This window comes from Pandoraea anhela (assembly GCF_902459655.1).
Lineage (GTDB): Bacteria > Pseudomonadota > Gammaproteobacteria > Burkholderiales > Burkholderiaceae > Pandoraea > Pandoraea anhela.
Genome location: NZ_CABPSB010000001.1, coordinates 484,901 through 498,920 on the forward strand (window position 1 = coordinate 484,901; position 14,020 = coordinate 498,920).

4 protein-coding genes are annotated in these 14,020 nt (G+C 66.0%); 2 read left to right on the forward strand and 2 right to left on the reverse strand.

The window, feature by feature from the left end:
• Positions 1–20 precede the first annotated feature (20 nt).
• Positions 21–6,200 carry a hypothetical protein gene (locus PAN31108_RS02015; protein WP_174994781.1) on the reverse strand — a complete coding sequence of 2,060 codons (6,180 nt, stop codon included), beginning with the start codon at positions 6,198–6,200 and terminating at the stop codon, positions 21–23.
• A 79-nt stretch (positions 6,201–6,279) separates the two neighbouring features.
• Positions 6,280–11,949, reverse strand: coding sequence for a hypothetical protein (locus PAN31108_RS02020; protein WP_150667222.1), 5,670 nt, complete (start codon positions 11,947–11,949; stop codon positions 6,280–6,282).
• A 332-nt stretch (positions 11,950–12,281) separates the two neighbouring features.
• Here PAN31108_RS02020 and PAN31108_RS02025 point away from each other — a divergent pair, with 332 nt between their 5' ends.
• Entirely contained in the window at positions 12,282–12,857 is a 576-nt protein-coding gene (locus PAN31108_RS02025; protein WP_150667223.1) for a cysteine hydrolase family protein, read from the forward strand.
• Positions 12,858–12,916: 59 nt separating this feature from the next.
• Positions 12,917–13,969 carry a GlxA family transcriptional regulator gene (locus PAN31108_RS02030; RefSeq protein ID WP_150667224.1) on the forward strand — a complete coding sequence of 351 codons (1,053 nt, stop codon included), beginning with the start codon at positions 12,917–12,919 and terminating at the stop codon, positions 13,967–13,969.
• Positions 13,970–14,020: the final 51 nt, after the last annotated feature.

Here is a 14,020-nt window from a genome sequence, read left to right on the forward strand (position 1 = left end):
GATCGCAAGTGCACCGGGTCCTACGAACGCGCTGATCGGGACCCGATAGCACCGATAGACCCGGTGGGCCCGATAGGGCCGACACGTCCGATACCCCCGACACGACGGTTGGGATGCCAGCCCGGTGCACTGCGGTTCGTCCACGCCGGCGCGGTGACGAGCCAGCCGCCTTCACGCCAGTCGTACGGTCCCACACCGGGAATCGCTTCATATTCACGTGCGGCGGCCACGATATCGGGGACGATGTCGAACTCCCGGTACTTGATGCACCGCTCGCCCGCGTGGCGTCGATATGTCGCCAGCCAGTCGGCCTCGTTTTGCACCGCCCCCACGGACGACACGGCGTGCCCGAGTAACCGTCGCATGAACAGATCGACGACGAAACGTTCAGGTGTCCCCTCTCCGATCGGGCGGGCCCCGTCGTCGAACATCCTGTGCGGCGTTTGCCCGGTCAGCGACAATGACATCACCGGCAGCCGCTGATTCGGCCCCGACCAGCGCAACACCAGACGGTACTTGATACGCACCACACCGAATGTCGCGAGTCGCTTCGACATCGTGAGCAATAGCGCGGCCTTGTCGCGCCCGAAGCCCGTCACCGTGGGGTCGGGGTTGCGTTGGATCTCCGCCTCGACCGCCTTATCACCGATCATCGCGCGCAAGATGCCGATGTCCTTTACGGGCCGGTGGGAAGGCGCGTTCCTCAACGGATCGACGAACACGCCCGGGGTGCCCGGCTCGGCCCAGAGACTCACCGGGGTGGCGTCGGCAAGCGTCGCGCCCGACGCTGTGAAATTCAGACACCCGTTGTCCGAGAGCAGATCGAGACGACGGTAGGCCACCGCAAACGCGTCGGTCGCATCGTCACGGCACCACGCCGCAACGGTCCCGTTGCCGAGACTGAGCATTTCGTAATGCACGCCGCTCCTCGCTTCGTCGAGCGTGCCGTTGCGACTCACGAGAATACGGTAGCCGGGCGCCAAGCCGCGCATTTCGGCGACGAGATCGATACGGCGATATTCACTGTCTGCCGGCAACGACACGGTGCCGAGAGCGCTTGGAAACACTTCCCTGCCGATCGCCTCTCGCGCCAGGGCGAAACGGCCCCGACGAAACGCCCGGTTCGATTTCTGCATCTGACGGCCGAATTCCACATGACCGACACCGAACCCGATCAGATCCGCAAGCGCCGCGTGAACGGCGTACATGGCGTAACCCTTGCGGCTTCGGGCGACATGCGTCATCACCCGCCCCCCGAGCACCTCACGACTGCCGGATGCGCCGTCCGACGCCAACACGTCGGCACCGGCATCGGAAATCGACTCGCCCAGATAGTACGCATAGGGCAGGCTTGGACGATCTCGCCATTCTCGGTTGGCGCGGTTGGCGCGGTTGGCGCGGTTGGCGCGGTTGGGGGCGCCGTCGGTGGACTTATCGGTTGCGCGCTCGTCGGCGGCCTCGTCGACTGCTTCGCCGGCTTTTGCATCCACTTCTGCACCCACTTTTGCACCTGCCTCGTGGGCGGCTTCGTCGATCCAAGCGCCGCCCGCCTCGTCCCTGAAAATATGCTCAAGGGGCACGCTCTCGCGCGCTTGCGGCGTCGCAAGCGCCCTGACCAGTTCGACGATGGCGTGCCCGTCCGGCCCCGGCGCGTGCTGCCCTGCGGCGGCGATCAGATACGGAAAATCGTCGTCTCGCTCGACGCTCAGACAAATGCCGGACTCCCCCCGTGCGCATTTGATCTGGTCCAGCACCCATTGCCGCGATCGCACGACCAGTTCCGTCATGACATGCCGCTGCGGTTGAAGGTTCAGCACACAGGACGACGGCCCGACCGGACGTTTCTCGTCATCCAGCAACGCGCACGCCAGCCTTGCCGCATCGACATCGCTCAGGTGCCGCTGCACGAAGCGCGGCAAGTCGGCGGCCGTTCCGGCACCGGTCGTGTCTTCCCAGCACAACGCCTCTGCGGTCGTCAGCGAAATCAGCAGCCGGGCGCTGCCGTGCGACATGGCGACTACGCCCGGCACATCGATGCCGCCCAGCGTGATCGTGTGCGCCGACGATTTCCCCTGAAGCCGCGAGAGAATCATGTCTTGCTGTGCGGGCGGCACGCGAGCGAAATGCCAAAGCAGCAAACCCGCTTCCACACGCGTCAGGACATGTTCCAGCGCCTTCGTGAATCGAGGGCTCCAATGCTGCCTCACCGTCGCGCTCGTCACGCCCGGGCGGGGACTCGTGGTCCCCCCTTCGCTCGTCGGCGTTGTGCGCGTGGCAGATGTCGTCGCCGGCACGACGTCGTGCGACGGCGGCGACTCGCCGGGCATACCGCGCCAACGCGCTCGCCACTGCGCGACCATGCCGGCCCACGCGGCCTCATCGACATCCTTGGCGTCATCGGCCTCGTCGACGTCGCCGGCATCCTTAGCGTCATCGGTGTCGTTCCCGGCGACGGGCGGCGAGTGGGTGACAGCGCCGGGATCCGCATGCGCCGGCGGCGTCGTGGCGATGCCGGTAGCAGACGACGCTGCCATCCATGCACGGACCTGCGAGCGGGCAAGACTGAGTTCGTCGGCGTTCATCCGGACTTCGGGCGTCGCGTCGTTGAGCGACTCGACCCACACATGAAACGTCACGCCATCGCACTCGACTTCGCCGTCTGCGCCGAACGACAGCGTGTCGCGGTCGTCTCCAAGAAAATCGAGCATGTCGAACTTGCCGTTCGGCAACAGGGCGATGGTGTCGTCGTCGCTGTAACCGGCGAGCTTGCCGTCCTCGCAGGTGATGCCGACGAAAAAAACCTGATCGTCACGCCCGGCGAACGCCACCCGAAAGCCGGGTGGCAGTCGCGTGAGCAGGTCCGGCGACAGGACCCGGCGCGCACCGCGCCCCAGAAAGTCCGACACGGAGATCGCCTGCGACTGCCCCTCCGGGAGGACAGGCTCGCCGTCGGTCATGCCGAGCGTCGCCATCATGTCGCGCACGACCCGCCATGGCTTCCTGTTTGCCCCCTGCGACGCCCGCCGGGCCGCGAGCGCTTCGGCCTGACGGGCAAGCAGCGCCCGCTTGCCGAGCTGCACTTGCCCGGCCTGCGCGAGTGTCATGACCTGCCCGAAGAGATGCCGCGCGGCCTGCGTGAAATAGCCCGCCAACGCGCGCCCCACCTTCACCAGCGGCTCTGTCGCAGGCACCTGATTCACGGTCAGCATGATCATGGCGAACTTCGTATTCGTATTGGCAGCCCTCAACTGCTTGAGCGTGGCGTGTTCGGCCGACTCCGAAAGCACGGAAAGGTACATGGCGGTACAGCCCAGCGAGCTGACGCGAAACGCCGCGTCGACAACGTGCTTCGCGCCGCCCTTGAACATCCCGCCGAGCGCACCGCCGATGATGGGAAACATCGTCATCCCACCCTGCATCATCGCCGTGCGTATCTGCGCCCAATCGCGTTTCGCGCGCAACGCAGGCGTCACGATCTGCATGTCGAGATCCTGACGCATGCGGCGAATTTCCGCGTGCCACAATGCCTTTTCGATGGACGCCACGTCCAGGAAAGCGAAGTCCGGCTGCCATAGCTCGGCCAGGCGCAGACTGATTCGGGACAACACATCCGCAGTCCTGGAAAGCGACGACTCGCAGGTGCCGCTCGACCAGCAGTCCGGGGCAATGGAGAACTGATTGCCGTCGAGGCGCAGCGGATTGCGCAGGAGTTCGGCGTCGTGCAGGGGCAGATGATCGCGCATGAACCCGCGCCAGATCTCGCAGGATTCGACCTCCGGCCACCACCAGAGGGTGCTCTGGCGCCGCAAGGACACAAGCAGCGCCGTGCGGCTCGGCGCATGCCGCAATGCGACCAGCCCCGGCACGACATTGCCTCTGAATGTCACGACGCAAAGTGCGAGCGCCTGCTGCAAGACGTCGGGCGGCGGCAGCGGTACGACCGGCGAGCGCCAGTTCGCCGCGCCGCCCTCCGACTCTCTCGCGTGAAGCATCATGGAAATCACATTTGATTTGACATACTTGGCATACAGGTCGAACGCCTCGGTCGAGCGACCCAGCGCGTCGATTCGGGCGAGGTCGAGTTCGTGAAGCGCCATGCGAAACGCATCGGTATCGATCGTCTGCAACAGCGCCTGCGTGGCCGTCTGCGCGTTGGCATCGAGGGTGTTGGCCGCGCTGACACTGCGTACCGTGCGCGCACTGCCCGAGGCGATCAATTCTTCGTAGTAATGGTGTCCGAGCGCAATCTGCAAGAGGCTGAACTGTTGGCGCGATTTGACGCCGGCGCCGAAACTGGCGGTCGTACCGAAGAATCCCGCCTCCTGATAGACCACGTCGACTTTGGCGTCCCAGTCCACCCGCGTGCGGGGGGGTTGGGTGCTGCTATTGCTGCTATTGCCGATACTGCCGCGATTGCTCCCCTTGCCGCGCGCACCACCCTCGCCCGCGGTGCCATTCCCTTTCAGACGGCCGACGAAACCGTCATACCCGTCCTGCAACAGCCGCTTGGTGTACGCGGCAGCACGCTCACGATAGTTCCGCCACTCCGTGATGTTGCGGATACCGCTGTCCCACATCACCCATTCGGCGAACGTCACCATCTGCTCCAGCGTCATCGACGCACGCGCATCGACCTCGATGGTGGCCGCGGTGGTGGCCGTGGTGGTGGCCGTGGTGGTGGCCGTGGTTGTTGCGGTGGTGTCCGTAGTCTTGGCCGGGGTCGCCGCACCGCTGACCCGTGGCATGTGCAGCAGCGCCGCCGTGAGCAGTCCCCCGCCCATTGCCGTCGCCACGGAGGTGTCTGCCGCGGTAGCGACGGTGCCGACCTGGCGCAAGCGCCGCAATGTCGCACCGGCAACGGAAGCGCCGAGGCTCAGTCCGGCATCGACCAGCAAAGCGGCATTCGCGCCGAGGGATTCCGACACGCCCGGGCGTGACGCGACGCGCCGATCGGGCGGCATCCCGCGATTCATGTCGGGCGGCTGGGCGGCACTGGCCGGCAAGCGCAGCCTGCGGGGCGCGTCACGGTCCCAGGCGTCGAGAGACGCGTACCAGTCGGCGAGCCGCGCCGCATAGGGTCGGGTGGTGATTTCCTGAGACGCGCGCACGAGCAGCCCCGCGTCGTGCAGAAGATGGATGCCGGCCTCCAGCGCGTGCCCGGGCGTGAAGCGCATCGACGGCTGAGCCTCGCGATCGCGCACCATCGCCGCCTGAACCATCTCATGCACGGGAAGCGTCTCGATCAATGCGTCGGGGGAGCGTCCCGAGCCGTCGGTGAGCGACCGTTCCAGCCAGGCCACCAGCGCCACGACGTCAAGCCGGGCATCGCATCCCTGGAGCCGATCGCAAAGACGCAGGATCTGACCTGCGGTCAGTTCGGGCAGCACGTTGGAAAACCACGCGGCCAGTCGAACCCGCTCCGTCGGATCCGGGCCGCGCGGCGCCGCGCTCAGCATCACCCCCGCCGCCGCCGCCTCCATCACCCCCGCCAACCACGGTGCGGCGGGCCACATCCACGCCGCGCCCGCGCCGCCGGCGAGCAAGACGCCACCGAGCGTCAGGGCGCACAACGCCCCCGGCCCGGCTTTCGCAATGGGCCGACCGCCGTTGAGCACCCCTTCCAGCGACGCACGCGCCGCCTCCGGATACCGAACGATCAGCGTCGGCAAGGCCCTGAGCAACGGCGCGATTTGCGTGTCCTCGACGCTCGCGACCCTGCAATTCCACGCGGCGGCGCAAAGCGCGTGACACAAGCCGCCGAACGGCTGCGCTTCGGGCGACCAATCGGCATGACCGTCGCACCAGACACCGAAGCGACGCCCGTCGTAGGCCATCGGAACGGCATCGTCGAATTGCCGGATCCAGTCGCCCCCGATGTCCGTCACGCCGCGCGCCAACGCCTCGCAAATTGCCGTGGCGTGTGTGCCGAGCGGCGCGCCGCCCTGTGTCGCGGCAACCTCGCCGTCGATGCCGAGCAATCGGCAGGTGAGCGCCGCCGCCACCGGCCCCCAGTATGCGGCGCGCACGATGTTGCGATAAACGATGCGCGTCGGCCAGTCCAGCGCGCGAATGTCCACGGGTTCGCCTTGCGCTTGCGCCGCGAATCGTGCGAGCACCTGAGATTCCCCGGCCTGGCGCGTCTGCGGCGCAGCGCCCGTGTGCCTCTCGCAACTCGACCAACTTAGCGATCCGATCTCCATGGGGTCCCTCCTGAACGTGACGGGCACGCCAGATGTTCCCGTGGCAAGGTCGGCCGTTACCGCAATATTTCGCCCATGGTCAGGTGTTTGGGAACTCGCTTATGCGCCGGGCGACGCGGCGATTCGGATGCCACCCTGGCGACGGCGCTTGCCGCCACGCCGGATACTGGATCAGTTTCGCGCCCTCTCGATGGTCGTAGGGCCGGACACCGGGCAATTGCTCATACTCGGGCAATGCGGACAGGATGTCCGGAATGTTGTCGAACTCCCGGTATTTGATGCACTGCTTGCCACCGTGCTGCCGGTAAGTGGCGAACCATTGCGCCTCACTCTGCACATCGCCCACCCGCGACACAGCCCCACCCAGCAGCCGACTCATGAAGAGGTCGACGACAATGCGCTCGGTCTTCGCCGCGCCGTGGGCCGGCAGTTGCTTCGCGAACATCGAGTGCGGCGTCTGGCCGGTCAGTGTCAGCGACATCGACGGAATGACCTGATCCGGCGTCGACCAGCTCAGCACGAGGCGGTATTTGATACGCACGACGCCGAAGGTCATCAGCAAACGCGCCATCGTCACCAGCAACGCCTGCTTGTTGCCATCGAAACCGCGATACGCGTCGACCGAGTTGCGTTGAATCTCGGCATCGATCAGGGAATTGCCCTTCATCGCGAGCAAGATGCCGATGTCTTTCACAGGCAGACTGCGCGGCGCCACGGCAGCCGTCTCCGAAAACACCCCGGGCGCCCCGGGCTCGATCCACAATTCGACGGGCGCCCCGTCGGTCAGCCCGACGCCGGACTTCGTAAAATTCAGGTAATCGTTCTCGGACAGCAAATCCAGACGTCGATAGGCCATGGGCGATGCCGCACTGTCGTTGCCATGGAACCACCCCGCGACCACACCGCCGCCCAGACTCAGCATGGAGTGGTGCACCCGACTTTCCGTCTCGTCGATCGGTGCGTCGCTGCGCAAAAAAATCTCGTACCCCGCCGGCAGATCGCGCATCTCCCGCACACTCTGGATTTGACGTGCGTCTTCGTCAGCGCCTTGCCTGCCATCGATGCCCGGCAGCACGTCGTCGCCAATCGCCGCGCGCGCCGGACCGAAACGGCCCGCGCGAAGGGGTTCGCTCGATGCGAGCATGGCCAGACCGAACCGGTCGTCGCCGGCGCCGAATTCGACGAGGTCCGCGATATCGTCATGGATGACGCGAACCGCATAGCGCTGTCGGCTTTGCACGATGTGGCCGGAGACCAGCGCGACGGCGCGCGCGACATCCTTTGTGGAATAACGGGAGAACAGTTGCGCCTCAACGCCGCGCACGGACTCGCCCAGATAGTAAGCAAACGGCAAGCTAGGGGCGCCGCGCCAGTCGGTGGCGTTCTCGCTGCGAAAAATATGCTCGACGGGAACGACATCCCGATCGCCCGGCGACTCGCTGCGTCGGACAAGATCGATCAGCGCCTCGACACTCGAGCCGGGGGTGCGGTGTGCTGCGGCGGCGACCAGATACACGAAATCGTGATCGCGGGCCACGGGCTCGCAGTACGGCGCCCCTTCGCGCGCGCAGGTGATCTGCTCCGTCATCCAGCGTTGCGAGCGCTCGACCAGCGCGGCAAAGCCATGCGCCGGGTGTTGAAATGCGATATCCACCGGGAGATGGGCGGGCGATGGCGTTGTGCCGGGCGCAGATGACGCCTCGAAAAATGCGGCATCGGCGTTGCTCAGATGGCGTCGCAGGAATTGCCTGATGCCAGGGTCGCTGCCCATGTGCGCGACGTCGTCGCCGTAAAGGACCTCGCCCGTCGTCAACGAGACGAGCAGATAGGCGCGCTCGGCTCGCATGGCGCAGACCCCGGGAATATCGATGTCGTCGGCCTGAAGCGTCGCCACCGGGGCGCTTTGCTGGAGTCGTTTCAGAATCATGCCCTGCTGGGCCGGCGGCATCCGCCCCAGATACCACAGCAACAGCCCCGTCTCCACGCGCGCGAACACCTCGCCCAATGCGGTCTCGAATCGGTCGGTCCAATGCCGGGCCAGCGAGTCGCGCAAGATCGGCACATCCGAAATCGACGCCCCCCCCCGGTCTACGACGGACGTTTGCTCTGTCGCCCGCGTGCCGTTCCGTGACACCTCGGACGTCGGGGACGTCGTGGACGTTGCCAAAGTCACCGGTGTCGCACCCGCAGGCCATGGCCCGATCGCCTGCGTCGCATTCACACTGCCGTCACTGCGCAACGCCCGCCACTGCCGGACCATGACATCCCACTTCGGTGCGTGCGGGTCGGCGCGCTCGCGCTGTTGCTGCGTCGAGGTCACGACGCCGTGTGTGTTGCCGCCGTCCCGACAGGGCGCAAGCGTCGTCGAAGCGTTCGCGGGACGGTCGTACGGTACCCGCCGCAGACTAAGCAACTCGTCCCGCCGCATTTCCAGCGCCGGTATCGCGTCTTCGAGCGATTCCACCAACATGTCGAACACGTAGCCATCGCACATGACCCGCCCGTCTGACTGAAACGTCAGCAAATCCCGGTCCTCGCCGAGAACGTCGAGCATGTCGAAGCCACCGTGCGGCAGCAGCATCACATTGTCGTCCACGCTCTGCCCGGCAATCGCCCCGACACCGCATGTCACCCCCGCATACACCACCTGACCATCGGCCCAGGTAAGCGCCACGGCGTATCCCGCGGGCAGACGCGTCAACAACTCGTACGACGGGACGCGATGTGCGCCGCGGCCGAGAAAACCCGTCGAAGAGACGGTTTGCGTCTGTGAGGCGTTGTGAGATGGCACAGCGTCCGCAAGCCCGAGTTCGGACTTCAACTCGCTCACGACGACCCATGGCTGCTTGGACGACTTCGGGGCCCCTCGCGCGTGCGTGAGCGCTCGCGCCCGCGCAGCCAGTCGAAGACGTGCGTCCGGCACGGTCCCGCCCAGACTGACCCATCTCGTCAGGTGCGCGATCGCCTGCCGTGCCGCAGTCGTCCCGGCAATCGACACGGTTCGCGCCGCCTTCATGAAGGGTTTGGCTGCGGGGACCTGACTGATCGCCATGAGCACGGTGGCAAACCCCATGTCCGAGTGGATCGCCCGCAACTCGCTGAGCGTCGCGGTCTCGGCGCTCTCGAGCAAAATGGCGACTTGCGCCACGGTGGCCCCCACCCAACCGAGTCTGAACGTCCAGTCCGGCAACACGGCCGACGCCGGAAGCATGCCGTTCGCAATGGGAAACCAGGCCAGCCAGCTCTGCACCATCGCTTTGCGGAACTGCTGCCAGTCTCGTCTCGCCCTGAGTGCCGGCGTGACGATCTGCACGTCGAGATCCTGACGCATCCTGCGAACTTCGGCGTGCCAGAGCGCGGCTTCCGGTGCGGGATGACTGGCGAACGCGAAGTCCGCGCGCCAGATCGAACTGAACCGGGGGGTGCGGAAAACCAGCGGATGCGGGGCGGACGACTTCCGAGCGCCGCACCCGTTCAACGGATGGCAAATCGGGCCGATCGCAAACTGCAAGGCATTCACGCGCAGCGGATCGTTCAGCCGTTCGGCATCGAGCATCGACAAATGATCGCGCATGAAATCCCGCCATGTCTGACGCGACTCGACTTCCCGACGCCACCAGTACCAGGACCTTTTCTTGAACGACAACAACAGCGCCGTCGCACTCTGTTCATGCCGGATCGCCACCAGGCCGGGTACGATCTCCCCCCGGAACAGGATCAACTCGAGCTTGAGCGATTCTTCCAGTCGCTCCGCTGGCGGCAGAAAGACATGTGGCGATGTCCAGAACGCGGCGCCGGGCAGGCCGGGGGTTCTGGCTTTCATATGCGTTGTCAGCAAGATCGATCTGACGTACCGGGTAAACGCGTCGATCGCTTCGGGCGAACGACTCAGTTCGTCGATGCGCCGCATGTCGAGCCGATGCAGCGCCGAGCGAAAGTCGTCGGTGTTCACGATGTTCAGATGCGCCCGCGTGCGGGAGGTCGCGTTCGCCGCGCCGGAATTCAACAGCCGCACCGCTTGCACCGTGCGGGATCCGCCGATCGATAACGACTCCTCGTAGTAGTGATGCCCCAGGGCGATCTGCATCAGGCTAAACGTGAGCCGGGAGCGCATTCCGGCGCCCGCCGCCCCGCCCGCCGGGGCCAGCAAATAGCTCACATCCTGATAGACGACTTCGACGCGGGCGTCCCAATCCACCGCCTCCGTTGCGTTGGGTTTGTCGTTAAAGGTGTCGTACCCGTTTTGCAGGAGCCGCTTCGTATAGGCCAACGCGCGCTGCCGATAATTGCGCAGCGCCGAGGCAACGCCAATGTCCTTGTCCCACGCCACCCATTCGGACAGCGTCACCATCTGTTCGAGCGTCATCGTCGCGCGAACGTCGATCAGCGTCGCAGGATCCGCCATGGGGGCGGTCGTGGCGTTACGGGGTGGCGTGACCGATGTTGGCGTGACATCGCGAATCGGCGGAGGCTTCAGCGGGCCGAAGTAGCCGTGATCGCCCGGGTCGCGCCGTGCAGCAACGGGCAATGCCAATGGAATTCGTATCTCCGCCGACTCGTCCGAAGCGGTTGGCCATGCCCCGGTGCGATAGGTCGGTGGCGTGGCGGCCCACGCCCCGCCCCATGCGTCGGATGGCGCAGAGACCTCGCGATCCATGCGATCGAGCGTCTCGTACCAGTCGGCCACGCGAAGCGACGACGGCCGGGTCGTGATTTCCTGTGACGAGCGCACCAGCAAGCCCGCGTCATGCAACAAATACACACCGGCTTCCAGTGCGCCGGCCAGCGTGAACCGTTCGAGCGACTGCGCGCGACAATCGCGGTCGATCGCCACCTGCTCGATCTCCCGAACCTTCAACTGCTCGATGGCGTCGTCGGCCGAGCGCGCCGAGCCGTCGCGCAATGCGCACTGGAGGGTGGCCGCCAGAACGACGACGTTGAGCCGGGCATCGCACCCCTGAAGCCGGTCGCAAAGGCGATGGATCTGCGTCACCGTCAACTCGGGCAGCACATTCGAGAACCATGCCGAGAGGCGAAGGCGCTCCGTCGAATCCACCCCGTGTGGCGCCGCCCACAGCATGATCCCGGCGGCAGCCGCTTCCATCGCGCCCGCCAGCCACGGCGCCGCAGGCCACGCCAGCGCCATGCCTGCGCCGCCTGCGAGCAAAGTGCCGCCGAGCGCGAGCGCCTGCACAGGCGTCAGCCGGCCGTTCGCCGCCGGCCTGGCGTCATGCAGCACGGCCGACAATGCCGCCGCTGCGGCACCGGGCGTGCCCAGAATCAACGCCGGTAAAGCGCTCGCCAACGGCGCAACCTGCCCATCCTCGACACTCGCGATGTCGCATCGCCATGCGGCCGCACACAACGCGTGACACAACCCGCCGAAACCCTGCGTCTGCGGCGACCAGTCGGCACAACCGTCGCGCCAGACACCGAAGCGGCGTCCGTCGAAACACAACGGCCACGCGTCGTCGAATTGCCGAACCCAGTCGCCCGCGATATCCGTCACACCCCGTGCCAACGTCTCGCAAATCGCCGCTGCCGACGATTCGAGCACCACGTCGCCTCGCGCCGTCGTGCACGTCGTCTGAATGGTCTGAATATTGAGTAACGCGCAGGTGAGCGCCGCCGCGACGGGCCCCCAGCACCCGGGCGTCATGATGTCGCGATAGACGATTTGCGTCTGCCAATCCAATCCGTTGAGCGCTGCGGGGTCTGCGTCCCCATGCGCCGCGAATTGCCTGAGCACGTATGATTCCGATCCGTGTGACACGCGCTCGTCCTGCCCGTGAGCGTCACCATACGGCCGATGTGGCGATCCGATCTCCAAGATTCCCTCCCAGATTTAACGGGTACACCTCATCGTCCCGTATCCCGGACAGCCGTCGCCGTCATAATTCGCCCATGATCGGAAGGTTTGGGAACTCACCTGAACGGCCACACGCGCGCCATCGAACAGCCTCGCCACGACCGCGAGGCAATGTCCGAATCCGTCCGATTCTGGTCGTCACATGGGCTGTCGGGACGTCGTTGGCGTGCGTAAGATCTGAACACTGCCACCTACGCCACGGAGTCGCCCTCATGTCACAAGCCCCGCAAGCCCAGCAAACCCCGACGTCTCGCACCGCCCTGCTTGTCATCGACGCGCAGGAGTCTTTCCGTCAACGCCCGTATTGGCGCGAAGACGATCTCGCCGTGTATTTCGACCGTCAACAGGCCCTGATCGACGGCGCCGTCGCACGCGGCGTGCCTGTCGTGCAGGTGTTTCATATCGCGGGCGGTGCGTTCTCGCGCGACACCGGCTTCGTGCGGACGCTGGAGGAATTGCGCATCGACCCTGCCTTCACCGTCGACAAAGTCAAGCACAGCGCGCTGGCCGGCTCGACCCTCGGCGCGTGGCTGGTGGAGCACGGCATCACGCGTTTGATCGTGTCCGGCATTCGCACCGAGCAATGTTGCGAGACGACCACGCGCGCCGCGTCGGACGCCGGTTACGAAGTCGATTTCGTGACGGAAGCCACGCTCACGTTCCCGATGCAGCATCCGCGCAGCGGGCGCGTGTTGTCCACGGCGGAATTGAAGGAGCGCACGGAGACCGTGCTGGTCGATCGCTTTGCGCGCGTCGTGACAGTTGAGGAAGCGCTCGCGGCGGTGTAACGTCGCGCTGATGCTTTCCGTCCAAATCCGTCCGAACCCTTCCTGAGCCGATGCCCGCGATGCCGAGACACCAACCGGTCTACCTGCTGGTCATGCCGAACGCGCTGCTCCTCGACATTGCGGCGCCGGCCGAAGCGTTGCGCATCGCCAATCATCAGCAGGACGACGTGCGCTTCGTGCTGCATTACGTCGGTACCCAGCCATCGGTCGCCACGTCGATCGGCCTGCGCCTGTCGCCGCTCGGCCCGCTGCCCGACACCGTGCCGCACGACGCGTGGGTGGTCGTGACGGGCACCGTCGAAAACCCCTTGCCGTTGCCGTCACCATCACCGTCGCCGTCACCGTCGCGCGCACGCGCCGCACATAGCGCGCCGTTGGAAGAGAGGGACGACATCCACCACGTGGCGCCGGACGCCGAAGCCCGCGCCATCGCGTGGCTTCGGCGCGTGGTGCGCCCAACGCAGCAACTCGCGTGTATCTGCACGGGTGCCTTACTCGCTGCACGCGCCGGATTGCTCGATACCCTGGCCTGCACGACGCATCACGGCAGTTGCGACGAATTGCGCTCGCTCGCGCCCGGCGCGCGCGTGGCCGACAACCGACTGTACGTGCGCGACGGCAATGTGTGGACGAGCGCCGGGGTCACGACCGGGCTCGATCTGATGCTCACGCTCATTGCCGACGCCACGACTCCGCTATGCGCTGCGGCGGTCGCTCGCCAGATGGTCGTCTACGCCCGCCGCGCCGGGGCCGACCCGCAACTGTCGCCGTGGCTCGAAGGCCGCAATCACCTGCATCCCGCCTTGCACCGCGTGCAAGATGCGATTGCCGCCGACCCGGCCCACGACTGGACGCTTCCTGCCATGGCGGCCATCGCCTGCACGAGCGAGCGGCACGTGACGCGACTGTTTCGCGAGCATGCCGGCGTAGCGCCCATCGACTATCTGCACCGCCTGCGCATCGCGCTCGCGCGCGAAATGCTCGGCAACAGCCATCTCGATATCGAACACATCGCACAACGCGCCGGCTTCGGATCGAGCCGTCACCTGCGACGCGTCTGGCACAAGTTCGATGCCTTGCCGCCGAGCCACGCGCGACGCCTCGCCGGATGACGTGGGCGCCGACGCGATACTTGACTTCACTCGATTTCACGTGCCTTTGTA